Below are 26,454 nucleotides of genomic sequence, written 5' to 3'. Positions count from 1 at the left end.
GCAGGTAAAAAGGAACAAAAACATAAAAGGCCTTGTCCCCAAGGGGACAAGGCCTTTTGATACAAAGAGTTACAGATTACTGAGCGTTAATTTTAATAACAACGCCGGAGCCAACTGTGTGGCCGCCTTCACGAATAGCAAAGCGGAGGCCCTCTTCAATAGCGATAGGAGTAATCAGCTCAACGTCCATTTCAACGTTATCGCCAGGCATGCACATCTCTGTGCCTTCCGGCAGGGAGATAACACCTGTAACGTCAGTTGTTCTGAAATAGAACTGAGGACGGTAGTTGTTGAAGAACGGAGTATGACGGCCGCCTTCATCTTTGGTCAGAACGTAAACCTGGCCACGGAACTTTGTGTGCGGATGAATGGTTCCCGGCTTTGCAAGAACCTGGCCGCGCTCGATTTCAGCTCTCTGAATACCACGGAGAAGAACACCGACATTATCGCCGGCCTCTGCAAAGTCAAGAGTCTTCTTGAACATTTCAAGGCCTGTGATAACGCATTTTCTGCGCTCATCAGTCAAACCGATGATTTCGACTTCTTCGCCAACCTTAGCCATACCACGCTCAACTCTACCGGTAGCAACAGTACCACGGCCGGTAATAGTGAAAACGTCTTCAACAGGCATAAGGAAAGGAAGGTCGGATTTACGCTCAGGAGTCGGGATGAAGCTGTCAACAGCGTCCATCAGCTCATGAATGCATTTGTACTCAGGAGCGTCTGTATCTGTGGAGCTGGACTCAAGAGCCTTCAGAGCAGAACCACGAACGATCGGTGTGTCGTCGCCCGGGAACTCGTACTCATTGAGCAGGTCACGGATTTCCATTTCAACAAGATCAAGCAGTTCCGGATCGTCAACCTGGTCAACCTTGTTCATGAATACTACGATATAAGGCACGCCAACCTGACGGGCAAGAAGGATGTGCTCTCTGGTCTGCGGCATCGGGCCGTCAGCAGCAGAAACAACAAGGATTGCACCGTCCATCTGAGCAGCGCCGGTAATCATGTTCTTTACATAGTCGGCATGGCCTGGGCAGTCAACGTGAGCATAGTGACGGGCAGCCGTCTGATACTCAACGTGGGCAGTATTGATTGTAATGCCGCGCTCTCTCTCTTCAGGAGCCTTATCGATATTTGCATAGTCAACGAAATCAGCTTCACCGCTGAAGTTAAGAACTTTGGTGATAGCTGCAGTCAACGTGGTCTTGCCATGGTCAACGTGGCCGATGGTACCAATGTTTACGTGGGGTTTTGTTCTGTCAAATTTTGCTTTTGCCATTGGAATTCCTCCTTTTTATTTATACGATAATAATTTTTATGATTCAGCTATGCCTATCATTTTATCAATAACATCAACAAAAATCAAGCATATTTTTACAAGTTATTCGGACTTTTTGCTGCGTGAAGAAATAATGTTTTCCGAAACCGACTTCGGCACCTCTGTAGAGGTGGCGGGCTCCATGACGTACTGGCCTCTGCCCTGTGTCTTGGAACGCATATCGGTTGCGTAACCAAACATTTCAGAAAGCGGAACATGCGCTCTGATCTGCTGTGCACCCGGAATCGCATCCATACCTTCAATCATGCCACGGCGGGAGTTCAGGTCACCAATGATGTCGCCCATGTACTCCTCAGGCACCGTAACGGTAACCTTCATGATCGGCTCCAGAATGACCGGGTTCGCCTTTTTCATAGCCTCTTTGAAAGCCATGGAACCGGCGATCTTAAACGCCATTTCAGAGGAGTCAACCTCATGGTATGATCCATCATATAGAGTAACCTTAACGTCGATGACAGGATAACCTGCAAGCACGCCGCTGAGCATTGCGCCCTGAATACCCTGATCGACCGGAGCAATGTATTCCTTCGGAATAGAACCACCCACAACAGCATTGACAAACTCGTAGCCTTTGCCCGGATTCGGCTCAATGCGGATCTTTACATGACCGTACTGGCCGCGGCCGCCGGACTGACGAGCATATTTGGTGTCAACATCTGCATTTCCGCGGATGGTTTCCTTATAGGATACCTGCGGTTTACCGACGTTTGCTTCTACATGGAACTCACGCAGAAGTCTGTCAACAATGATTTCAAGGTGAAGCTCACCCATGCCCGCGATGATGGTCTGACCCGTTTCTTCATTGGTGTAAGCCTTGAAGGTAGGATCTTCTTCCGCAAGCTTTGCAAGGGCAATGCCCATCTTTTCCTGGCCGGCCTTTGTCTTCGGCTCAATTGCGACTTCAATAACCGGATCCGGGAACTCCATGGATTCAAGAATAATCGGATGCTTTTCATCGCAGAGTGTATCACCTGTGGTGGTGTTTTTCAAACCAACCGCAGCCGCAATATCACCGGCATAAACAACATCAATATCCTGACGGTGATTGGCGTGCATCTGAAGGATGCGGCCAATACGCTCATTGTTGTCTTTGGTTGAATTGTATACACTTACACCTGCCTGAAGAGAACCGGAATAAACGCGGAAGAAGCACAGCTTGCCGACGAACGGGTCTGTGGCAATCTTGAACGCGAGAGCGGCGAAAGGCTCGTCATCCGTAGCATGGCAATCCTTTTCTTCACCGGTTTCCGGATTAACACCCTTGATAGCAGGAATGTCGGTCGGCGCAGGCATATAAGCGATAATCGCATCGAGAAGTTTCTGAACACCTTTGTTTCTGTAAGAAGTACCGCAGGTGACGGGAACCATATGGTTAGCAATCGTTGATTTACGGATTGTAGATATGATCTCATCCCTCGTAAGAGTTTCTCCGTTAAGGTACTTCTCCATCAGAGCATCGTCCTGTTCAGCAACATGCTCAATCAGTTCGGTGTGATATTTATTGGCGAGCTCAAGCATATCCTCCGGGATATCCTCGACTTTCATTTCCTTGCCCATATCGTCGTAGTAAACATCAGCCTTCATGTCGACAAGATCGATGATCCCCTTAAAGGTATCTTCGCTGCCGATCGGGAGCTGAATGGGAACAGCATTGCACTTCAGACGATCTTTCATCATCTGGACAACGCGATAAAAATCTGCGCCCATAATGTCCATTTTGTTTACATAAGCCATACGGGGAACATGATACTCCTCAGCCTGACGCCAAACTGTCTCTGACTGTGGTTCAACACCGCCCTTAGCGCAGAAAACTGTTACAGAGCCGTCGAGTACACGCAGTGAACGCTCAACCTCTACTGTAAAGTCAACGTGGCCCGGGGTGTCAATGATGTTGATTCTGTGGCCCTTCCAAAAACAGGTAGTGGCAGCGGAGGTAATAGTAATACCTCTCTCCTGCTCCTGCACCATCCAGTCCATGGTCGCAGCACCATCATGCACTTCGCCAATCTTATGGTTAATACCTGTGTAATACAGGATACGTTCTGTTGTTGTTGTTTTACCGGCATCAATGTGCGCCATAATACCGATATTGCGGGTTAATTCAAGTGATACCTGCCTTGGCATAGTTTCCTCCTTAAAGTCTGAAATGTTGGGATTTGTACACTATTTCAGGTAACAGACCAACATAGTTGGATTACCATCTGTAATGAGCAAATGCCTTATTGGCTTCTGCCATCTTATGCGTGTCATCACGCTTCTTGGCAGCGCCGCCAGCACCATTTACAGCATCAAGAATTTCACCGGCAAGTCTCTCTCTCATCGTCTTCTCAGATCTAAGTCTTGAATAGTTGGTTATCCAACGTAAGCCTAATGTTTGTCTTCTTTCAGGGCGAACCTCCATCGGAACCTGGTAGGTTGCACCGCCGACACGGCGGGCCTTAACTTCGAGAGCCGGCATAACATTTTCCATAGCGGCCTCAAAAACCTCTAAAGGTTCTTTCCCTGTTTTCTCGCTGATAATATCAAATGCGCCATAAACGATCTTCTGGGCTACACCCTTCTTACCGTCGACCATAATATTATTTACGAGACGTGTTACAAGCTTGGAATTATAGAGCGGATCGGGCAAAACGTCGCGTTTTGCGATATTACCTCTTCTTGGCACTTTACTTCCCTCCTTCATATAAATGATATCATAGGTACTCGAAAGCGACAAACTCCCGTGGCCACACAGAGGCGTTTCTATATGAAAAACGCCGCTGCATTATGTTTTAAAACATGCAGCCGTTCGGTTTCTGTCAGTTTAAACTACCTTACTTTTTCGCAGCTTTCGCCGCGCCGGCCTTCGGCCGCTTTGCGCCATACTTGGAACGGGCCTGCATACGCTGTGCAACGCCCTGAGCGTCGAGAGTACCACGGATAATGTGGTAACGAACGCCAGGCAGATCCTTTACACGGCCGCCACGAATCATCACGACACTGTGTTCCTGAAGATTATGACCGACACCGGGGATATAAGCACTGACTTCAATCCCGTTGGAAAGCCTTACTCTGGCGATCTTTCTGAGCGCGGAGTTCGGTTTCTTAGGGGTAGCAGTCTTTACAGTTGTGCAGACACCACGTTTTTGCGGGGAATCCTGATCAATAGAAACACGTTTCTTTGAGTTCCATCCCTTCAAAAGTGCAGGGGCTTTCGCCTTTGTTACAGCAACTTCTCTGCCCGTATGGACTAACTGGTTAAATGTTGGCATAAGACACCTCCTCACGTTAATTTTATATGTTAAGCGGATAATAGTATATCCGCTGAACAGTAAAATAATCTTTAAACAACTTATTCCTGCCCTAAAGGATTGGCTTCAGAACAGGAATGAAGCATTCAATCAATAAACCATCACAATTTGTTATTATAGCGCTATACCGCGTCGTTTGTCAAGTCTTGATTTACGGGCTCGATTTCCACATCACTGTAGCATTTCATTCCGGTTCCTGCGGGAATCAGCTTACCGATAATAACGTTTTCCTTCAAGCCGAGCAGCGGATCGACTTTGCCTTTGATGGCGGCGTCGGTCAGAACACGCGTTGTCTCCTGGAAGGAAGCCGCAGACAGGAAGGAGTCAGTAGCCAGAGAAGCTTTGGTAATACCGAGCAGAACCGGAGAAGCGACTGCTTCCTGCAGCTCCGGCTCTCCATTTTTGATCCGGTCGCGGATGATCTGGTTTTCAGTTTCCAACTCGACCTTCTCAACCAGAGAACTGGGCAGCAGAGTGGTGTCACCGGATTCCTCAATCTTGACCTTCTTCATCATCTGACGGACGATAACCTCGATATGCTTATCATTGATATCAACGCCCTGCATGCGGTAAACGCGCTGAACTTCCTCAATGAGGTAGTCCTGCACGGCATGGGTACCGCTGATTGCGAGAACATCATGCGGATTGACGGAACCTTCGGTCACTCTTGTACCGGCCTTGATCTGCTGGCCGTCTGTGACAATGACGCGGGAACCGTACGGAATCAGGTAGGACTTGGAATCGCCTGTTTCGGAATTTGTCACAACGACATGACGATTCTTTTTGATTTCTTCAAAAGAAACCTTACCGGCAATCTCACTGATAATCGCAAGATGCTTCGGTTTACGGCCTTCAAAAAGCTCCTCAACACGCGGCAGACCCTGTGTAATATCTTCCGAGCTGGCGACACCGCCGGTGTGGAAGGTTCTCATGGTCAGCTGTGTACCCGGTTCGCCGATAGACTGAGCCGCGATAATACCAACCGCTTCACCAACTGCAACAGTCTGGCCGTTTGCAAGGTTCGCACCGTAGCACTTCTTGCAGACGCCGTGCTTTGCACAGCAGTTCAGGACGGAGCGGATCTTGATACGATCCACACCGCTCTTAACAACAATATCGGCATCGTGATCGTTCATCAGTTTATCTTTGGAGACAAGGACTTCACCCGTCTTTTCGTCCACAAAGTCTTCGACAAGGTATCTGCCAAGCAAACGCTCGTGTAAAGGCTCGATTGCTTCTTTCCCTTCACGAATATCATAGACCTCAAGTCCGTCGGTCGCGCCGCAGTCGTCTTCACGAATGATGACATCCTGAGAAACGTCGACCAGGCGGCGGGTCAGGTAACCGGAGTCAGCCGTTCTCAGAGCGGTATCTGCCAAGCCCTTTCTGGCGCCACGGGAAGAAATAAAGTATTCCAAAATGTTCAGGCCTTCACGGTAGTTGGCCCGGATCGGAATTTCAATGGTTTTACCGGATGTGTTGGCAATCAGTCCGCGCATACCGGCCAACTGACGAATCTGGCTCATGGAACCACGGGCTCCGGAATCCGCCATCATAAAGATCGGGTTGTAACGGTCCAGATTCTTCTGCAGAGCGGTGGAAACATCCTCGGTTGCCTTTGCCCATGTCTTCAGAACCGCATTGTAGCGCTCATTATCGGAAAGAAGACCCATCTTGAACTGGTCGTCAACCGTATCGATCTGTTTTTCGGCAGCTTCAATAATCTGCTTTTTCTCCGGAGGAATGGTTGCATCGCAGACAGCAACCGTAATTGCACTCAAAGTAGAGTATTTATAGCCCTGTGACTTGATGCTGTCAAGGACGTCGGCTGTCTGAGCGGTGCCGTGCGTCTTGATGCACTTGTCAATAATGACACCCAGCTGCTTTTTGCCGACCAAAAAATCAATTTCATACTTAAACAGGTTCTCCGGAATGGAACGGTCAACATAGCCCAGATCCTGAGGGATCGGTCTGTTGAAGATCATACGGCCAACGGTGGTATCAACCAGCTTGGAGACCTTTTCCCCATTAATTTCCAAAGTCCTGCGAACCTTAATTTTGGCATGGAGTCCAACAATCTTAGAATCATATGCCATAATGGCCTCATCGTAATTTCTGAACACCTTGCCTTCGCCGGTTTCCCCATTCTTTTCCAGTGTCAGGTAATAGGAACCCAAAACCATGTCCTGAGTAGGAACGGTAACAGGGCGTCCGTCGGAGGGCTTCAGCAGGTTGCCTGCGGCCAGCATCAGGAAGCGGGCTTCAGCCTGTGCCTCTGCGGAAAGCGGAACGTGAACAGCCATCTGGTCGCCGTCAAAGTCCGCGTTGTAAGCCGTACAGGCCAGCGGATGCAGCTTTAACGCACGGCCCTCAACCAGTACAGGCTCAAAAGCCTGAATGCCGAGTCTGTGCAGCGTAGGCGCACGGTTCAGCAGAACCGGATGGTTCTTGATGACAATTTCAAGCGCATCCCAAACCTCAGGCTTTGCGCGCTCTACCGCTTTTCTGGCGGCCTTGATGTTTCCGGCAGCGCCGGTTTCCACAAGGCGCTTCATAACAAAAGGCTTGAACAGCTCCAGTGCCATTTCCTTTGGAAGGCCGCACTGATACATTTTCAGTTCAGGTCCTACAACGATAACGGAACGTCCGGAATAGTCAACACGCTTACCCAGAAGGTTCTGGCGGAAACGTCCCTGCTTGCCTTTCAGCATGTCGGAAAGGGATTTCAGCGGGCGGTTGTTCGGGCCGGTTACCGGACGGCCGCGGCGGCCGTTGTCGATCAGGGCGTCGACGGCTTCCTGCAGCATGCGCTTTTCGTTGCGGACAATGATATCGGGAGCGCCAAGCTCCAAAAGCCTTTTCAGGCGGTTGTTTCTGTTGATTACACGGCGGTAGAGGTCATTCAGGTCGGACGTAGCAAAACGGCCGCCGTCGAGCTGTACCATCGGGCGGATATCCGGCGGAATGACCGGAACAACATCGAGGATCATCCATTCCGGACGGTTGCCGGAAAGACGAAATGCCTCAATTACTTCCAAACGCTTCAGGATACGGACGCGTTTCTGGCCGGAAGCACCGGCAAGCTCCGCCTTGAGTTCTTCGGAAACAACATCAAGATCAATTTCCGCCAGAAGCTTTTTGATCGCTTCAGCTCCCATGCTGGCTTCAAAATCGTCCTCATATTTTTCACGCATGTCACGGTACTCTTTTTCATTCAGAAGCTGCTTTTTCTGCAGCTCACGAACGTTACCGGGATCCGTTACAATATACAGTGCAAAGTACAGGACCTTTTCCAGCATACGGGGAGATATATCAAGGATCAGTCCCATTCTGGACGGAATCCCCTTAAAATACCAAATGTGGGATACGGGAGCTGCCAGCTCAATGTGGCCCATCCGTTCACGGCGAACCTTCGCCCTAGTGACCTCAACGCCGCAGCGTTCACAGATCTTCCCCTTATAACGGATTCTCTTATATTTTCCGCAATGACATTCCCAGTCCTTTTGGGGCCCGAAAATACGTTCACAGAAAAGGCCATCGCGTTCGGGCTTAAGGGTACGATAATTGATCGTTTCCGGTTTTTTTACTTCTCCATGAGACCATTCTCTGATTTTTTCCGGTGAAGCAAGTCCGATCTTGATTGATTCAAAAACATTAAATTCCATATTGCAACCCCATTCTATTATATTTCGTCGCTGCCGTCAGAATTAAGGTCAAAGGGTTCGTCCTTATCAAATTCATCTCCGTCATCGCTGGCACTATCATCAATATAATCGTCTACATCGTCAAACAGGCTTTCTTCTTCCTCGTTATCTTCCACAGAATAGCCTTCCAGATCATCCGCAACGTTCGGCTCATCAAAGTTTTCTTCCGAAGGATTAAAGGCAATGTCATCATCATCATCAAAATTCTGCTTGAGATCGATCTCTTCATTGTTTTGATTCAGCACCTTGACATCAAGACCCAAAGACTGCAGTTCTTTTATCAGAACCTTAAAGGATTCCGGAACGCCCGGCTTCGGAATGTTCTGGCCCTTTACGATCGCTTCGTAAGTCTTTACACGGCCCACGACGTCGTCGGACTTGACGGTAAGGATTTCCTGAAGGGTATAAGCCGCACCGTAGGCTTCCAGAGCCCAAACTTCCATTTCTCCGAAACGCTGACCGCCGAACTGAGCTTTGCCGCCCAGAGGCTGCTGCGTAACAAGGGAGTAAGGTCCAGTGGAGCGAGCATGGATTTTATCATCAACCAGATGATGCAGTTTGAGGTAATACATAATGCCGACGGTGACCGGATTGTCAAAGAACTCGCCGGTACGGCCGTCCTTCAGAATGGTCTTACCGTCTTCACTGATGCCGGCCTTCTTGAAGCATTCCACAATGTCGTCTTCGTGCGCACCGTCGAATACCGGAGTCATGATCTTCCAGCCAAGCGCCTTTGCGGCATAGCCAAGGTGAACTTCGAGCACCTGCCCTATGTTCATACGGGAAGGAACGCCCAACGGGTTCAGAACAATGTCAAGCGGAGTGCCGTCCGGCAGGAAAGGCATGTCTTCTACCGGAAGAATACGGGAAACAACACCCTTGTTGCCATGGCGGCCGGCCATCTTATCGCCCACGGAGATCTTACGCTTCTGGGCAATGTAGCAGCGAACAACCTTGTTAACGCCGGGGCTAAGCTCGTCGTGGCTGTTTTCGCGGGTAAACACCTTTACGTCAACCACGATACCGTACTCGCCGTGAGGAACCCTCAGGGAAGTATCTCTTACTTCTCTGGCTTTTTCACCGAAGATGGCGCGCAGCAGCCGCTCCTCGGCGGTCAGCTCCGTCTCGCCCTTCGGTGTGACCTTGCCGACAAGAATGTCACCGGCGCGCACCTCAGCGCCGATACGGATAATCCCGTTTTCATCCAGATCATGAAGCAGATCTTCGTTCACGTTTGGAATATCCCTTGTGATTTCCTCCGGCCCGAGCTTCGTGTCTCTGGATTCTATTTCGTACTCTTCAATATGGATTGATGTGTAAACATCGTCGCGAACAATTTTTTCGCTGATGAGAACAGCATCCTCGTAGTTGTAACCTTCCCATGTCATAAAACCGATCAGGGCGTTTTTGCCCAGACTGATTTCACCGTCCTTGGTTGCGGGGCCGTCGGCAATGACGGAACCGGCTTCCACTCTCTGGTTGACATCGACAACGGGAACCTGATTAATACATGTTCCCTGGTTGGAACGCATAAACTTTGTAACATGGTAAACGTCAACACTGCCGTCGTCACAGGTCACCCGGATTTCGTCAGCGCTTACGCTGCGGACAACGCCGGAGTGTTTGGCAATGACACAAACACCGGAGTCGACGCCGGCCTTGTACTCCATACCGGTACCGACAATCGGAGATTCGGTCTTCAAAAGCGGAACTGCCTGCCGCTGCATGTTGGAACCCATCAGCGCACGGTTGGCGTCATCGTTTTCCAGGAAGGGGATCATCGCGGTAGCGACGGAAACAACCATCCTAGGCGAAACATCCATATAATCCGCTTTTTCACGTTCAATTTCAAGGAACTCGTCACGGTAACGGGCATTGACCTTTGCGTGCTGGAAATGTCCCTGCTCATCGAGCGGTTCATTTGCCTGCGCAACAATATAGTCATCTTCAATATCCGCGGTCATATAAACAACTTCACTGGTAACGCTTCCGGTCGCTTTGTCCACGCGGCGGAACGGCGCTTCAATAAAGCCGTACTCATTAATTTTGGCAAAGGTTGCCAGATACGAAATCAGACCGATGTTCGGACCTTCCGGAGTTTCAATCGGGCACATGCGTCCATAGTGGCTGTAGTGAACGTCACGGACTTCAAATCCTGCGCGGTCTCTGGACAGACCGCCGGGGCCCAATGCGGAAAGGCGGCGCTTGTGCGTCAGTTCCGCGAGCGGGTTGGTCTGATCCATGAACTGTGACAGCGGAGAGGAACCAAAAAATTCCTTGATAGCCGCCACAACGGGACGAATATTAATTAAGGAATGGGGAGTCAGCACTTCCAGATCCTGTGCCTGCAACGTCATTCTTTCGCGTATAACGCGCTCAAGTCTGGAAAAACCAATTCTGAACTGATTCTGCAGCAGCTCGCCGACCGAACGGATACGGCGGTTGCCTAAATGGTCGATATCATCAAGATTACCCAGGCCCATAGCCAGACAGTTCATATAGTTAATGGAAGAGAAAATATCGTCAATGATAATGTGTTTGGGAATCAGTTCATCCATTCTGGTCTTAACTGCCTCTTTCACTTCTTCATCGGAAGAAGTGGCATCCAGAATTTCAGCAAGAACGCTGAAACGCACTCTTTCATTGATTCCGCACTCGGTTTTCGCGTCAAAGCCGACAAAGTTGTTGATGTCGACCATGCCGTTGGAAATCACCTTTACCTCGCGCTCATTGACATTGACAAATGCAATGGATACACCGGCATTGTCAATTTCGTGCGCCTTATCGTGAGAAATGATCTCGTCCGCTTCCGCCATCAGTTCGCCGGTCAGCGGATTGACAATGGGACGGGAGAGCTTCTGACCGGTAATACGGCCGGCAAGGTTCAGCTTCTTATTATATTTGTAGCGGCCGACACGAGAAAGGTCATAACGGCGGGCATCAAAGAACAGGCCGTTGATGTGGGACTGAGCACTCTCGATGGTCGGCGGTTCACTAGGTCTTAATTTTCTGTATACTTCAAAAAGAGCCTCTTCGGTGTTCTTGCAGGGATCTTTTTCAATCGTTGCGTTCATGCGGTCGTCGTCGCCGAAATATTCGCGGATTTCCTCGTCGGTTCCAAGGCCGAGCGCACGGACAAAGACCGTTACCGGAATTTTTCTGTTTTTATCGATGCGGACATAAAAAATATCATTTGCATCGTTTTCATATTCCAGCCACGCGCCGCGGTTCGGAATGACGGTGGAGCTGAACAGCTCTTTACCCGTCTTATCATATTCCATTTTATAATAAACGCCGGGTGAACGGACCAATTGAGAAACAATCACGCGTTCCGCGCCGTTGATAACAAAAGTACCGCTGTCCGTCATGAGCGGGAAATCACCCATGAACACTTCGGATTCTTTTATTTCTCCGCTTTCTTTGTTGAGCAGGCGGGCGGTGACTCTAAGAGCAGCCGCGTAGGTAGCGTCACGCTCTTTGCACTCTTCCACGCTGTAATTCGGTTTATCGTCGTCCAGTTTGTAATTTACAAAGTCCAACACAAGATTGCCGGTATAGTCAGTAATTCCGGAAACATCCTTAAAAACCTCTTTGAGGCCCTCGTCGAGAAACCATTTATAGGAATTCTTCTGTACCTCGATCAGGTTTGGCATGTCCAAGACTTCATCAATACGCGCGAAGCTCATGCGAACATTCTTGCCTACTTGCACCGGTTTGACATTCACCATTGGCTCAATCACTCCATTCATATATTTACCATCTTCGCCATAAATAAAGCACAAAAATAAGCTGCATCCATCTTCCGTTTTTGAAGGTTTTCATGTGAACCTCTTGCCTTTTTGAAATTGTTGTGATATGATAGATCAAGATAGACATGAGTATATGTTTCCATGATGATGCAGTATATTATTTTATTACAATATATTGTGTTTGTCAAGGTATCTTTTACAAATTTCTTATTTAAATTGTAAAAATCCGACGGTTAAACAGCCGCCGGATTTTTTTATGTTCATTTTTTGTCTTTTTTCTCTGATATGTCGTCTTCACAATGACAGTCAAAGGTGTAGGAATCCAGTTTTGTGCGCACAATGGAAGAAATCTCGTCGTAAATCTGATGCACCCTGCAGCAGGGAGTGTGTTTACACGCATATTCGTCCTGCTGGCAGCGGCTAATCATATACGGACCCTCCACCGATTCGATTACTTCCCGCAGGGTAATTTTACCGGGTTCGCGGGCAAGCATATAACCCCCGTGGGCTCCTTTGTACGACACAATCAGTCCCCCCGCCACCAGCTTGCGCAGGATTTTCAGCGCAAATCGCAAGGGCACATGGGTCTGGTCCGAAATGGATCTTGCGTCTATTTTCTGGTTAGATATTGCCAGCATCTCTACAATTCTGACAGCATAATCGGCTTCAAGCGTCATGACCATTGCAGTCATCCCCTTAATCCAGGAAGTCTTTCAGCTTTTTGCTGCGGCTCGGATGACGCAGCTTGCGCAAGGCCTTGGCCTCAATCTGTCTGATACGCTCTCTGGTAACATTGAATTCTTTTCCGACTTCCTCCAGTGTGCGTGACCGGCCGTCTTCCAGACCGAAACGCAAACGGAGTACTTTTTCTTCCCTTGGAGTCAGTGTGTCGAGCACATCGGCAAGCTGCTCCTTTAACAACGTGTGGGAAGCGGCGTCCGCCGGAGCCGGAGCATCGTCGTCCGGAATGAAGTCGCCGAGGTGGCTGTCCTCTTCCTCACCGATCGGTGTTTCCAGAGAAACAGGCTCCTGTGCAACACGCATAATTTCACGCACCTTGTCAACCGGCATATCCAGTTCGGCGGAAATTTCGTCGGCGGTGGGTTCGTGGCCGTTGGTGTGCAAAAGCTGACTGGAAACCTTCTTTACCTTATTAATCGTTTCCACCATGTGAACCGGAATACGGATGGTTCTTGCCTGGTCGGCAATGGCACGGGTGATGGCCTGACGAATCCACCATGTTGCATAGGTGGAAAATTTAAATCCCTTGGAGTAATCGAATTTTTCTACCGCCTTAATCAGACCGAGGTTTCCTTCCTGAATCAGATCAAGGAACTGCATTCCGCGCCCCAGATAACGCTTTGCAATGCTGACGACCAGACGGAGGTTTGCTTCGGAAAGACGTTTTTTGGCGGAGTCGTCCCCGTCAGAAATACGGATAGCAAGATCAATTTCTTCTTCCGGAGTTAAAAGGGGAACACGACCGATCTCTTTCAAGTAGACCTTAACAGGGTCGTCGATAGCGATTCCTTCCGTACTGAGCGCGTTTTCAATGTCTTCCTCTTCTTCACCCTGCGGGTTGAAATCAATATCATCCAGCGCGATGTCGGCAAAATCCTCAATGATTTCTACGCCCTGTGCTTCCAAAGTATCATAGAATTTTTCAATCTGTTCAGGCTCAAAGTCCAGTTCGCCGATTGCGTCCAAAATCTCTTTGGTAGAAAGCTGCCCTTTGCTCTTTCCCTGCTCAATTAATTCCCTGATGACTGTTTTCTTATCCGGTGCTCCCATTATAAGTCCCCCTATTTCTTCTGTGACCTCAGCTTTTGCAGATATTCCTGTATCTCCTGCGGCTCTGCTGAATTTACGTTTTCTACGCTCATCTTTTCATATTCCTGCTGAATAACACTGATATATTCCTCTGCGTCCCGCATGGTAACGGAAACGCCTTGAAATTTTGCAAAAATTTTAGCTATGGAGGAAATCTCCTCAACAGAGAATTCTTCCGATATATCTGTAAGGCTGGCTGCCTTTGCATTCCTAACTCTTTCCATTATTGTCCGATATACACGGCGGTTAAACGTTGTTACAAATTTTTCAGGCTGCAAAAGCTTTTCTATTGCTATAGCGTTCTCAGGGTATTGAACAATATACGCAATCAGCGCTTCTTCCGCGGTTGCAGCCCTTAAATGCTGCACTTTTTCCGGGTTGATGCTGTCACGCACACCCGCGGACTGCTGCTGAAATGCCTTAAAAGCTTTTTGCTCCTGGTATTTTTTTTGCTTGGAACGGTTTTTCTTTATCTGCTGTAAAATTGCCGTGCGTTCAATTCCGATTTCCTCCGCCAGCTTTCCGGCGTAAACCTCCTGTTCAATCGGGTTTTCCAGAGTCGCCAGAACCACACAGGCACCCGTCAGATAATCCACACGTCCCTGCGGCGTTTGAATATTACTGCCCTGCTTGATTTTTTGCAGGCGGTACTCCACATCGTTTCCGCTGGAGTCAATCAGCTGTTTGAATTTTGCCCGGCCGTTTTCGCCGTTTGATCGTATGTATTCGTCCGGATCCTTGCCTCCGGCAATGGTAAGTACCTTCACAAGCAGTCCCGCTTCCCGCAGAATCGGGATAGCGCGCGCCGTCGCCTTCTGTCCGGCCTCGTCGGAGTCGTACGAAAGAACGACTTCTTTCGCGTACCGGGCAATCAGATGAGCCTGACTAGGCGTTAGGGCCGTTCCCAGCGTGGCGACCGCGTTGGTGAACCCGGCCTGGTGCATGGAAATGACGTCCATGTAGCCCTCGCACAGAATCAGCTGCTCGGTTCCGCTGTTCTTCGCAAAATTCAGTGCAAACAGGAAATTCCCTTTATTGAACACGGGCGTGTCCGACGTATTGAGGTACTTCGGTTTTTCATCGGTCAGCACGCGGCCGCCGAAAGCGATCACGTTTCCCCGTAAATCGATAATGGGATACATCACCCGCGAAAAGAAGCGGTCAACAGCTTGTCCGCTCCGGCCTTTGAAGGCGACATTCGCCAGAATCATTTCATTCTGAGTGAATCCCTGCTTTTCAAGATACCCCACCAGAGAATAACGGGAAGCCGGAGCGTACCCCAGCCCAAAATGACGGATCGTTCCGGGTGATAACGCTCGGCGGTTCAAGTAGTCCATTCCCGGTTTTCCCTGATCCGAATTCAATATTGAATAATAATACCGGGCAGTTTCGCGGTTAACTTCCAGAATACGCGACCGTAAACGGGCCATACCGTCGTCCACCTGGTTTTCCGGCACCTGCAGCCCGGCGCGCTGCGCCAGAAAGCGAACCGCCTCCATGTAATCCAGATTTTCAATGCGCCGGACAAACGTAATCACGTCGCCGCCGGCGCCGCAGCCAAAGCAGTAAAACGAACCGTTTTCCGGATACACGTTGAAGGACGGCGTCTTTTCATTGTGAAAAGGACAAAGACCGACCATATTCCTGCCGCTGTGCCTGAGATTGACATAAGAAGCGACGACTTCGGATATTTCGCTGCGCGCCTTCAACTCCTGCATAAAAGCTTCTGGCAATGGCATATCGTCACCTCATTTTTAATTTTTTAGATATTCCAGGATTTTGGCACATAAATATCCTGAAACAACTGGATCGCAAAATGATCCGTCATACCCGCAATATAATCGCAGGCAGCGCGCTCAATCCCGTCCTGCTCGACGATCAGGCACATATCCTGTGGAAAGTGCTCCGGCCGCTTCAGATAATAGCTGTACAGCGTGCCGATCAGATTCGGGACCTTCTTTTCTTCCGCCTTTGCGTAGGGATTCAGGTAAACGGATTCGAACATAAAGCTGTGAAGCCGATCAAAAGCTTCCTGTACCTTCGGGTCCATTTTAATTTGACCGTCCTGGCTGTTTTCCACAACGGAATGTACCAGAGTATCGATTCGCTCCGTGCGCCTACCGCCCAAAACGGATTTGATATCTGCCGGAATATCGCTTTCCAGCAATACCCCTGCCCGCTCGGCATCATCCATGTCGTGATTTATGTAGGCAATCCTGTCCGCCAGACGAACCAATCTTCCCTCCAGCGTCATTGCTTCCGTGCCTTTTGTATGGCAGAGAATTCCGTCACGCACCTCTTTCGTCAAATTGAGGCCGGTGCCGTTTTTCTCCAGCTTCTCTACAATGCGCACGCTTTGCTCGTAATGACGGAACCCGCCGGGACAAAGTTCATCAAGTGCGCGTTCGCCAGCATGGCCAAACGGGGTATGCCCCAGATCATGGCCGAGAGAGATGGCCTCCGTCAGATCTTCATTGAGTTGAAGAGCTCTCGCTATGGTGCGGGCAATCTGAGAAACCTCCAAAGTATGGGTCAGACGTGTGCGGTAGTGATCCCCTTCCGGGGAAAGAAAAACCTGCGTCTTATGCTTTAGCCGGCGAAAAGACTTACAGTGCAGGATCTTATCCCTGTCCCGCTGATAAGGCGTACGCAGATCGCACTCCTGCTCGGGAACATCCCTGCCCAGCGTGTTTTTGGAAAGAGCGGCATAGGGCGAAAGGGTTTGTTCTTCTATCCATTGCGTGCGTTCACTGACCGTCATAACATCACCGCCTGTTCTGTATGCTTTGGGTTTCTATTATAGATATACGCAGGATGATACAAAATCCCTGCAAATCCTATAAAAATTTAAAAAACTTTTCTCCGGTAATTTCTGCCTTGCTTTGGCCGCAGGTGGCGTCGGCCAGTTTTTGTCCAAAAGCGGGCATATTCTCATCACTGATATGAAAGGATATTTTTACGCAATCCGTAAAATCCGCATTGTCCACCGTCCCGCCGCTCTCCGGTATCAGTGCGCTTACTCTGCCATACTGATTGTAATCGCAGCTCAGTTCTGCCGTCAGACAGGTCCTCATGGTAAGGATGCCTGCCTGTTCCAGTGCAATGGACGCCCCGTGGGAATAAGCCCGCACAAGGCCCCCGGCGCCGAGCAGCACTCCGCCGAAATACCGGGTTACCACGACCACCGTATCCACCACTCCGGACTTCAGCAATACGTCCAGGACCGGGATTCCCGCAGTGCCCTGCGGCTCTCCGTCATCCGAATAGCGCTTGATCTGTCCCTCACGGATGGAGTAAGCATAAACATTGTGGGTAGCGTTCCAGTTTTTGGATTTTACGGAATTGATGAATGAAACCGCTTCTTCCTCGGTCTTTACGGGCTTAACGCTGCCGATAAAGCGCGACCGTCTCTCAACAAACTCTGCAAGGGCTTCTTTTTCGACCGTTCGATATTCAACCACTGGCATCCTCCACAAAAAATAAGCGGCGCAGAAAGCCTGCGCCGCCTAAGCTAATCCAAGAAAACTAAAGAGTCAATTACTTGCCCATACCGTAACGCTTCTTAAACATATCAACACGTCCACTTGTATCAACAAGCTTTTGCTTACCTGTAAAGAACGGGTGGCACTTGGAGCATATTTCAACGCGGATGTTTTCCTTCGTGGATTTTGTGTTTATAACATTTCCGCATGCGCATGTGATGGTCGTCTCTTTATACTTGGGATGTATATTTTCCTTCATTACCTGTCACCTCTTTCAGCCAAACTGCAACTTAACATTTGAATTTTACCATAGAGATTCCCAAATTGCAAGTAAAAAATCATATTTATGGAATATTTCTGTTTTTAATTCGGATTCTGCTTGCGGATATATGCCGAAAACTCTTCCAGACACATGGAGTATTCCCGCATTTTTACAGCGTTTTCACTGCCTACATACCGGAAGTGACGCGGATTGAAGGGCATTCCGGTAACGGAAGTCTTTGCTTCCGTATAGCGCAGCACAAAACCGTAATGTACGCTGTTCTTTACCAGCCATTTATATTGCGCGGTGGCGGAAAAGTCAGCATTTGCCGCTTCGCCCTCCGCCGCAAACTCAACCGCCATGCCCGTTTGATTTTCATTGTAACCCCCGCGCCCAACGGTATTTTGCACTTGATTTTCCGCCCTTACCTGCGAGAAGCTTTGATTCTTCATCAGATCCTGCACGGCGGCGGTAAAAAGCTTGTCCTGCTCGTTCTTCTCCACATATCCCTTTGTCAGCTTCAGGGGGCATCCTGCGGACTTAGCGTCCTCCATCATTTTCCGAAGCGCGGGGATAATCCTGGTATCGACGGTGATCCCCTGAAACTGTTCCGGCTGAACCTGAAAATCGGACTTGATTTGGGTGGATGCGTTGACCACCACCAGATTATAGGAATCATCGTAAACGGGCAGCACCCCGCTTTGAGAAGAAGCTTCCTTATCCGTACCGGAAACCGAAACGGAAACCGGTTTGCTGAACGGATGCTTGAGCTGCACCCAAAACAGAATACCTCCCGAGGCCACCGAAATGCAAAGAGTAATTGCAATCACGGTCATAACAATTTTTATTTTTCGCACCTGATCGGCTTTTCGCCACCCAGCACGGCTTTGCATAATTTTTTCTCCGCGTCTGCGCAATGAGCCGCCCCCTTTTCCACGGTTCGTTTAACCGCAACAGCATCATACCATTCCTTTTCATGAGAGGAAATCGGTATTGTGGTTATGATAATAATTGTATAACTTAAATCAAATAATTTCAACCGCTTTCTTAATTTCAGATTAGTATACAATATCTTCCAATTCATTTGATTTATCTCATAAAATATACTATCATATAAAATGGGTAAATTTTTAATTTCTATTTTTTCGTTAGGATTGGAGTCTTAAAACATGAGAAAAACAAAAATCATTTGTACTCTCGGCCCTGCGACAGATAATATCGACGTACTTCGTCAGTTAATGCTCGCCGGCATGGATGTCGCCCGACTGAACTTTTCACACCAGACCAGTGCGGAACAAAAGGTGCGTGCGGACGCCGTAAAAAAGCTGCGCAGCGAACTGAACCTTCCCGTAGCCCTTCTGCTGGACACCAAAGGGCCTGAAATTCGTGTCAGGGACTTTAACAAGCCTAAAATTACGCTGAAAGCCGGAGAAAGCTTTACGCTCACCAACCGGGATATCGTAGGTGATGAAACCATAGCCTCCGTTACTTTTGACCGTCTTCCGCTGGAGGTCTCTGCGGGGGCAAGAATTCTGATTGACGACGGCTTGATCGAGTTGAAAGTGCTTTCCTGTACTGAAACCGACGTTCACTGTACAATTGTCAACGGCGGAACCATTTCCGCTCATAAGGGAATTAATGTACCGGGCATCAAGCTTTCCCTCCCTTTTATCAGCGAAAAGGACAAAGAAGATATTGCCTTTGCCGTACAGGAGGACTTCGATTTTATTGCCGCTTCTTTCACACGCAGCGCAAAAGACATCATTGATATGAGAACTGAGCTGGAAAAACATAACTGCCATAAAATCCGCATTATTGCTAAAATTGAAAATTCGGACGGCGTGGAAAATATTGACGATATTATTCGGGTATCGGACGGCATCATGGTTGCAAGAGGCGACCTTGGCGTAGAGATCCCGCTGCAGGAAATTCCGGTCATCCAGAAAAAGCTGATTAAAAAAGCCTACAACGCCGGGCTGCAGGTAATCACAGCTACCCAGATGCTGGACTCCATGATTAAAAATCCCCGGCCGACGCGAGCGGAGGCCACTGACGTTGCGAACGCCATTTACGACGGAACCAGCGCTATCATGCTTTCCGGTGAGACCGCCGCGGGCAGCTACCCGATTCTCTCCTTAAAAACAATGGCAACCATTGCGGAGCGTACGGAACGGGATATCGATTATAAAGGCCGTTTTGAAAAACGTGATTTTAACGAACAGCCCAATGTTACCTCCGCTATTTCTCACGCCACCTGCACCACCGCACAGGATCTTGGCGCGGTGGCCATTATTACTGTAACAAAATCCGGCAGAACTGCCCGGATGATCTCCAAATACCGCCCGGTATGTCCGATTATCAGCGGAACCACAGACCGCACTGTTCAGCGCCAGATGAACCTCTCCTGGGGTGTTGTCCCGATTATGGTGGATGAAAAAGATAACACCGACGAATTATTTGACCACGTTGTGGACGTGGCCCGCAGCCAGGAACTCGTCAAAAACGGCGACCTGGTGGTCATCACCGCCGGAGTACCGCTCGGCGTTTCCGGCACAACGAACCTTTTGAAGGTTCAGCTGGTCGGCGACGTGCTGGTATCAGGCATTGGCGTTACTAAAGGAGCTGTGTGCGGCAACCTGTGTGTCTGTGCGGATGAAGATGAGGCCATCTGCAATTTCAAAGACGGCGACATTCTTGTCATTCCACAGACCAGCAACAAAATTCTGCATATCATTAAGAGCGCGGCAGGAATTATCACTGAATTCGGCGGAATGAATTCCCACGCCGCAATCGTGGGACTGACGCTTGACAAACCAGTGATCGTCGCCGCGGAGAATGCGGTACAAATTCTAAAAAGCGGAACCGCAGTTACACTGGACGCCGCCCGTGGGATTGTATTCAGTGGAATCGAATGCCCGCTGAAATAACCGACACAAACCAACATGTAAAAAACAGCCTGATCTGTGTTTCTCCAACACGGGTCAGGCTGTTTTTATTGTGTCTAACGTTCAGAAAGGTAATCCGAAAAACTAACCTTTTCAATGGAGTCGCTGTAATATGCCGGAGTGATTCCGGCCGACTGCAGATAGTACTGCAGGTTCTTTTTCATTAGCGTTTGAAAATCATCTTCAGAATAACCGGCAATCATTTTTTCCGCTATGTCCTTGTGTGCTCCGCAGAATTCGCGGATGGAAGGCGCCCAGTCACTGCCATCTTTCGCTTGGGTATAACCGGTACACGATACTGTCCGACCGTCAGTGCTCAGAGTTCCTGAGATCGCCGCGGGGATCACCGCCCCCGACCGTTCACAGACCGTATTGCCGATGACCTGAAAATCCTGAACATAGACCGTGGCAAAAGCCCGAACCGCTGTGCCCTGTGTCTCGCTTCCATAAAGAACTGGAGCAGCGATTGTAACGGTATCCTCTTTTTGAGGGTCATATTTATTCAAGGCTGCGGTGTAAACAAAATTCAGTACTTCGTCCTGTGTTTTTTCCCAACAGTCTGTTTTAGGCAGTGAACGGGGTTCCAAGGGAACAAATTTTTCGTACCACTCCTGAGCCGTTTCATAGCTGCCCTCCGGCACGTTGTTTTTGTCGCCCAGCAGTTCCATGCAGATTGCCTTCATCACTTCACCGCGAAGACCTTCCGACCTGCCGTCTTTGAATTCACCGAGCAGGTAATTGAGAGCTGTTTCACCCTGCTTAACAATCCGCTCATACTCCTGCTGATGGGCAATGATATAATCGTTCGGATTGGAACTGTGCAAAGGAGAAGACAGGATCGTTTGAAGATCAGATTCGATCCTGCCCTGTTCAGCCGACAATGATGAAAGAGATTTCTGCTGCACAGTCTCGCTGTCCGACAGAGCCGCCCGGCTGTCCGCCGCGGAACTTTCGTCTTTTGGAGGGCCTGATCGGCAGGCCGTAAGCAGGCCCATTCCGGCCGTCAGTACCAGTAAGGCGCAAAAAACGGCCAGCCGTTTCCTGAGCAATAATACGAACGGGTTCATATCAGTCCCTCCTATATTCAGAAGTCAGACAGTCTTCTTTTTTTAGTTTGCCTCATAAAATGCTTTTATTCCCTTGTAGGTCATATAAACATCCAATTTTGATACAACTTCAAACGGAGAATGCATGGACAGTACGGGGACACCGACATCCAGAACATCCACATTCAGATTGGCAATATATAACGCAACGGTGCCGCCGCCGCCGGCGTCAACCTTGCCCAGCTCACCGATCTGCCAGAGTACGCCGTTCTGCTCAAAAACATTTCTGATTTCCGCAACGAATTCCGCTGTCGCCTCACTGGAACCGCTCTTTCCTCTGGAACCGGTGTACTTGGACATGCCGATACCGTCATTGATATAACAGGAATTGGTCGGTTCGTACGCACTGGCGTAATTCGGGTCATAGGCGGCCGTTACATCGGTGGAAAGGCACTTGGACATGCTTAAAACATGTCTTGGTTCAAGGCCCTCGGCCTGTGCCATATCGGAGATAAAATAATGCATAAACTGGGAATTCAGGCCGGTATTTCCGTCGCTGCCGATTTCTTCCTTGTCGGCCAGAACCGTAAGGATGGTGCTTTCCGGCGTATCAGCGTGCAGTGCAGCCATCAGCGCAGGGTAAGCGCAAACTCTATCGTCGTGGCCGTAAGCGCCGATCAAGCTGCGGTCAAAGCCGATATCGGAAGCCTTGAATGCCGGAACAAACTCAATATCCGCGGAAACAAAATCCTCTTCCGTCATTCCGTATTTTTCATGAATGAGCTTCATAATATTCAGTTTCACCAAATTTTCGCCCTCGTCGGCTCTGACAGGGCGGCTGCCGGATACAATATTCAGATTTTCGCCCTCAATCGCTTTGGAAAGCTTCTTTTCCATCTGTTCGGAGCTGAGGTGCGGCAGAAGATCGGTCACACAGAACTGCGGTTCACCCGGCTCTTCGCCGATACGGATTTCCACGGATACGCCGTCCTTACGCACGACAAGCCCATGCATGGCAAGCGGGATGGCGGTCCACTGATATTTTTTAATTCCACCGTAGTAATGGGATTTTAAGAAGGCGATATCGTCTTTCTCATAAAGCGGATGGGGCTTCAGATCGAGCCTTGGCGAATCAATATGGGCGGCCGCGATGCGCACACCGTTTTTGCAGCCGTTTTTGCCGATTACTGCAAGAATGACAGCCTTCCCGCGGTTGTTATAATAAACCTTGTCGCCGGGCTGATATTTTTTGTCGGGATCAAAGGGTACGAATCCGGCTTTTTCAGCTGCCCGCAATGCAAAAACAGCCACTTCACGTTCTGTTTTGGAAGCGTCCAGAAACGCTTTGTAATCCTCACAAAAATCATCGGCCATTTTTAACGTTTCATCATCCATCTGAAAAAAGCCGTTTCTGCGATTGAGCAGAAGCTCCTCTGCCAGCTTTTTCAATTCGTCCTTTTCATATTTTTTAGTCATCAATCATTTCTCCCTTGTTGTTAAATTGATATAGTTTCCTATAATTAACATAGTTTTTTAAAACGGCATCTACGTAATTGCGCGTTTCCTCATAGGGAATATACTCCAGAACTGCGCCGTCCTTGGAGATGTCCGGATTTTTCAGCCAATTGTTTACCGTACCGATTCCGGCGTTGTACGCGCTCAGGGCGGTAGCCTTTTCGCTGTACCGCTCAAATAAAAGGGATAAAAGCTTACAGCCATAACGGATATTGACTTCCGGCGTATAAAGGTCGATATTCGAATATTTCGTATCGCTTTTCAGCTTAGTCTGCACCCACTCAAAGGTATCCGGTGTCATCTGCATCAGTCCAATGGCTCCGGCATGTGACTGAGCGTTCGGGTCAAAGTTGCTTTCCGCTTTCATGACGGAATAAACCAAGGCGGGGTCCAGCTGATTAGCCGCAGCCTCTTTTGCAACGATCTGTGTATAGTGAAGAGGATACGCCCTTTTCATGAAAAAAGTATACCCACGTTTTAACACAAAATAACCCAGCAGCAAAATGATTGCCGCCGCGGCGACCAGAAGGATTTTCTTAAATAGTTTCATTCATAATCTCCGATAATCTGCTCTAAAAGCTGATTCACTCTTATTTGGGTGTCGCTGATGCTTAAAGTGCCATCAATCAGATATTGTGCGCGGGAATGGTAATACGCATCGTCCTGCTGAGTGCTCATTCTTGCTTTGGCAAGTTCGGGGGTAATGGAATCGCGGTTTACAATCCGGTAAAGCCGGACTTCAGCCGGCGCGGTCACGGCAACGGAAACCGTGCAAAGCGAGTCCGCCCCGCTTTCAAACAGAAGGGGAGCATCCAGAATGACCGCTCTTGCGTCTTTTTTACGACATTCATTAATTTGGCGTACAATTTCTTCTTTAATCAGCGGATGGGTAATCGCGTTCAGCCGCTGTGTGCTTTTTTTATCGGAAAAAGCGCGCTGAGCCAACAGAGTACGATTGAGCCGGTTGTCTTCCCCGACAATATCATTCCCAAATTCGGCTCTTAATGCCGAAAGACATTTTTCGTCCGAGATTGTCAGGCGGGCAATCCGATCCGCGTCAACAACCAGACAGCCCGCTTTTTGAAAAGCGGCGGCCACGGTGGATTTTCCTGCGCCGGTCGGGCCGGTCAGTCCGATTACCAGATCAGTCAAGATGAAGCACCTCAAATCCAGCCGCACGGATCAAGCGGTTATAAACGGCAAGACCTACGCCTTTCGGTTCCGGGCAGCGTGCATAAACGGTTTTTGCATGAATTTCGTCCAGCCTCCGCAATGCGTCGAAAAGTTCGCGTGCCTGCTCGCCGTAATCGTCCTCCCCGCCGTAGCAGACGGTCGGTACCGCCAGCTCCGCCGCTTCCCCGCTGTAACACAGGGCAGCGGTATGGTCGCCGCCGTGGCTATTTACATAATTTTTATATGCGTCAAAACTGCCGTCAATGATAATTACGTTCGCTTTCGGTGAATAATGCTTATACTTCATACCCGGAGAAGAAACACGCGCGCCTTCTTTTAGCGGATTCAGCACCGCGCTGTCCATTTCCACCGTTCCAAGAACACTGCGAAGCTGCTCCAGGGTAATGCCGCCCGGCCTTAACAGACGCGGAGGATCACTTGCTAATGTAACGACCGTCGATTCCAAACCGACCCCACAGGGCCCGCCGTCTACCACCGCTTCAATTTTTCCGTCCAGATCGTTCAGGACATGTCCGGCGGTCGTGGGGCTGGGGTGTCCGGAAAGATTGGCGGAAGGCGCGGCAAGCGGTATTCCGGCGGCGTCGATCAGTGCCTTTGCAGCCAGATGGGACGGAAAGCGGATGGCAACCGTGTCGAGCCCGGCGCTTACTTCGTTTGGAATGATGTCCGACTTTGGCAGAATCATGGTCATCGGGCCGGGCCAGTACGCCTGTGCCAGTTTCTTAGCTTCGGGCGTTACTTCGCGAACCAACTGATAAATCTGGTCAAAATCAGAAATATGTACAATCAAGGGGTTGTCCATCGGTCTGCCCTTCGCGGCGAAAATGGCGGCGACCGCTTTTCCGTCCAGCGCGTTGGCGGCAAGGCCGTACACCGTTTCCGTGGGGATGCCAACAAGACCGCCGTCCCTGAGAATTTGGGCAGCGGTACGGATATCTTCCTGATTACTTGCATTAAGCCTAAGGGTCTGCATTGCTTATTCTCTCTCTTCCGATTGGTTGTCTATGGTGTTTTGAAGCTTCGCGGCTCTGTCCGCCGTAATCAAAGCGTCTATAATTTCATCGAGACTTCCATTTAATATATCGTCCAGACGGTAAATCGTCAGGCCGATCCGATGATCGGTCATACGGCCCTGCGGATAGTTATAGGTGCGTATGCGCTCGGAGCGGTCGCCGGTACCCACCTGTGAACGGCGCTCGGACGCAATCTTTGCGTCATGCTCTTCCAGCTTTTGCTCATACAGTCTGGACCGCAAAACTTTCATTGCCTTGTCCTTGTTTTTATACTGGCTTCTCTCATCCTGGCACTCTACCACCATGCCGGACGGCAGGTGGGTAATGCGGATGGCGGAGGAGGTCTTGTTGATATGCTGACCGCCCGCTCCGCTGGAACGGAAGGTGTCTATCTGCAAGTCCTTAGGATTGATTTCAATTTCCACTTCGTCGGCTTCCGGCAAAACGGCAACCGTGGCGGTGGAAGTGTGTACCCTGCCCTGCGTCTCCGTTTCCGGCACACGCTGGACGCGGTGTACGCCGCTTTCATATTTCAGGCGGGAATACGCCCCGTCGCCGGTAATCATAAAGCTGATTTCCTTAAAGCCGCCGAGTTCCGTTTCATTGGCGTTCAGTATTTCCGTACGCCATCCCCTTGTCACGGCATACATGCTGTACATCCGGTAAAGGACCGCTGAAAACAAGGCCGCCTCATCACCGCCGGCACCGCCGCGAATTTCAACGATAACATTTCGGTCGTCATTGGGGTCACGCGGCAAAAGCAGGATTTTCAGCTCTTCCGAAAAACGCTCAATATTCGCTTTCGCGATCTGGAACTCCTCGTCGGCCATTTCTTTCAAATCCCTGTCAAGGCTGCCGTCCTCTAACAGTTCCCGTGCCTCCGCCATAGAGCGGACGGCATTTTGGTATTCCCTGTACTTTTCTACGATGGGGGTAATATTTTTATGCTCTTTCATCAATTCGGTATACAGGATCTGATTGGATAAAACAGACGGATCATACAGTTTCTGGTTCAGTTCCTCATACCGTCTTTCAAAAACTTCCAAATTATCAAACATCGTAATTCTCCTTTATTCATTATT

At 49.4% G+C, this 26,454-nt stretch carries 20 protein-coding genes; 1 reads left to right on the top strand and 19 read right to left on the bottom strand.

All coding sequences use genetic code 11. The features are described from left to right. Positions 1-76: 76 nt before the first annotated feature. The 13 genes from tuf to J5W02_RS11460 all read right to left on the bottom strand — a co-directional run bounded on the left by tuf (position 77) and on the right by J5W02_RS11460 (position 18,552). On the bottom strand, positions 77-1,282 hold the full coding sequence (gene tuf, locus J5W02_RS11520) for an elongation factor Tu (protein ID WP_219965834.1): 1,206 nt from the start codon (positions 1,280-1,282) through the stop codon (positions 77-79). 102 nt (positions 1,283-1,384) lie between these two features. Then, on the bottom strand, positions 1,385-3,466 hold the full coding sequence (fusA, locus tag J5W02_RS11515) for an elongation factor G (RefSeq protein WP_219965833.1): 2,082 nt from the start codon (positions 3,464-3,466) through the stop codon (positions 1,385-1,387). Positions 3,467-3,536: 70 nt separating this feature from the next. After that, entirely contained in the window at positions 3,537-4,007 is a 471-nt protein-coding gene (rpsG, locus tag J5W02_RS11510) for a 30S ribosomal protein S7 (RefSeq protein WP_219965832.1), read from the bottom strand. Between the two features lie 148 nt (positions 4,008-4,155). Then, positions 4,156-4,593 carry a 30S ribosomal protein S12 gene (gene rpsL / locus J5W02_RS11505; protein ID WP_219965831.1) on the bottom strand — a complete coding sequence of 146 codons (438 nt, stop codon included), beginning with the start codon at positions 4,591-4,593 and terminating at the stop codon, positions 4,156-4,158. A gap of 161 nt (positions 4,594-4,754) precedes the next feature. Beyond that, the gene (gene rpoC, locus J5W02_RS11500; RefSeq protein ID WP_219965830.1) at positions 4,755-8,297 is read right to left on the bottom strand and encodes a DNA-directed RNA polymerase subunit beta'; all 3,543 of its coding nucleotides are present in this window, start codon (positions 8,295-8,297) and stop codon (positions 4,755-4,757) included. Positions 8,298-8,314: 17 nt separating this feature from the next. Next, positions 8,315-12,064: a DNA-directed RNA polymerase subunit beta gene (gene rpoB, locus J5W02_RS11495; RefSeq protein ID WP_219965914.1), complete on the bottom strand. Its 3,750-nt coding sequence runs from the start codon at positions 12,062-12,064 to the stop codon at positions 8,315-8,317. A 281-nt stretch (positions 12,065-12,345) separates the two neighbouring features. Next, positions 12,346-12,768, bottom strand: coding sequence for an RrF2 family transcriptional regulator (locus J5W02_RS11490; protein WP_219965829.1), 423 nt, complete (start codon positions 12,766-12,768; stop codon positions 12,346-12,348). 13 nt (positions 12,769-12,781) lie between these two features. Further along, on the bottom strand, positions 12,782-13,876 hold the full coding sequence (gene rpoD, locus J5W02_RS11485) for an RNA polymerase sigma factor RpoD (protein WP_219965828.1): 1,095 nt from the start codon (positions 13,874-13,876) through the stop codon (positions 12,782-12,784). An 11-nt stretch (positions 13,877-13,887) separates the two neighbouring features. Continuing rightward, positions 13,888-15,654, bottom strand: a complete 1,767-nt coding sequence (gene dnaG / locus J5W02_RS11480) for a DNA primase (protein WP_219965827.1) — start codon at positions 15,652-15,654, stop codon at positions 13,888-13,890. A gap of 23 nt (positions 15,655-15,677) precedes the next feature. Next, entirely contained in the window at positions 15,678-16,676 is a 999-nt protein-coding gene (locus J5W02_RS11475) for a deoxyguanosinetriphosphate triphosphohydrolase (protein WP_219965826.1), read from the bottom strand. A 76-nt stretch (positions 16,677-16,752) separates the two neighbouring features. After that, a complete protein-coding gene (locus J5W02_RS11470) occupies positions 16,753-17,376 on the bottom strand; it encodes a YigZ family protein (protein ID WP_219965825.1) in 624 nt (207 codons plus the stop codon). 76 nt (positions 17,377-17,452) lie between these two features. Then, on the bottom strand, positions 17,453-17,656 hold the full coding sequence (rpmE, locus tag J5W02_RS11465) for a 50S ribosomal protein L31 (RefSeq protein ID WP_038323919.1): 204 nt from the start codon (positions 17,654-17,656) through the stop codon (positions 17,453-17,455). A gap of 104 nt (positions 17,657-17,760) precedes the next feature. Beyond that, positions 17,761-18,552 carry a M15 family metallopeptidase gene (locus J5W02_RS11460; protein ID WP_219965824.1) on the bottom strand — a complete coding sequence of 264 codons (792 nt, stop codon included), beginning with the start codon at positions 18,550-18,552 and terminating at the stop codon, positions 17,761-17,763. 276 nt (positions 18,553-18,828) lie between these two features. Here J5W02_RS11460 and pyk point away from each other — a divergent pair, with 276 nt between their 5' ends. Then, on the top strand, positions 18,829-20,586 hold the full coding sequence (gene pyk / locus J5W02_RS11455) for a pyruvate kinase (RefSeq protein ID WP_219965823.1): 1,758 nt from the start codon (positions 18,829-18,831) through the stop codon (positions 20,584-20,586). Positions 20,587-20,660: 74 nt separating this feature from the next. On the opposite strand, the gene J5W02_RS11450 is transcribed toward pyk, so the two are convergent. From J5W02_RS11450 to prfA, 6 genes are read right to left on the bottom strand one after another with little or no spacing between them, the layout of a single operon-like run. Then, complete coding sequence (locus J5W02_RS11450) at positions 20,661-21,671, bottom strand: hypothetical protein (protein ID WP_219965822.1); 1,011 nt, start codon at positions 21,669-21,671, stop codon at positions 20,661-20,663. Positions 21,672-21,713: 42 nt separating this feature from the next. After that, positions 21,714-23,126 carry an aminopeptidase gene (locus tag J5W02_RS11445; protein ID WP_219965821.1) on the bottom strand — a complete coding sequence of 471 codons (1,413 nt, stop codon included), beginning with the start codon at positions 23,124-23,126 and terminating at the stop codon, positions 21,714-21,716. Beyond that, positions 23,119-23,715 carry a lytic transglycosylase domain-containing protein gene (locus J5W02_RS11440; protein ID WP_219965820.1) on the bottom strand — a complete coding sequence of 199 codons (597 nt, stop codon included), beginning with the start codon at positions 23,713-23,715 and terminating at the stop codon, positions 23,119-23,121. The genes J5W02_RS11445 and J5W02_RS11440 overlap by 8 nt, the downstream gene beginning before the upstream one ends. Next, positions 23,712-24,317 carry a dephospho-CoA kinase gene (gene coaE / locus J5W02_RS11435; RefSeq protein ID WP_219965819.1) on the bottom strand — a complete coding sequence of 202 codons (606 nt, stop codon included), beginning with the start codon at positions 24,315-24,317 and terminating at the stop codon, positions 23,712-23,714. The genes J5W02_RS11440 and coaE overlap by 4 nt, the downstream gene beginning before the upstream one ends. Beyond that, positions 24,310-25,332 (bottom strand): L-threonylcarbamoyladenylate synthase, encoded by a 1,023-nt coding sequence (locus J5W02_RS11430; protein ID WP_219965818.1) that lies wholly within the window; start codon positions 25,330-25,332, stop codon positions 24,310-24,312. Before J5W02_RS11430 ends, coaE begins: the two co-directional genes overlap by 8 nt. Positions 25,333-25,335: 3 nt before the next feature. Continuing rightward, positions 25,336-26,430, bottom strand: coding sequence for a peptide chain release factor 1 (gene prfA / locus J5W02_RS11425; RefSeq protein ID WP_219965817.1), 1,095 nt, complete (start codon positions 26,428-26,430; stop codon positions 25,336-25,338). Positions 26,431-26,454 lie beyond the last annotated feature (24 nt).

The organism is Caproiciproducens faecalis (assembly GCF_019448085.1).
GTDB lineage: Bacteria > Bacillota > Clostridia > Oscillospirales > Acutalibacteraceae > Caproiciproducens > Caproiciproducens faecalis.
The sequence above is the reverse complement of the archived record's forward strand: the minus strand, read 5'-3'. Positions and strand labels throughout refer to the sequence as shown.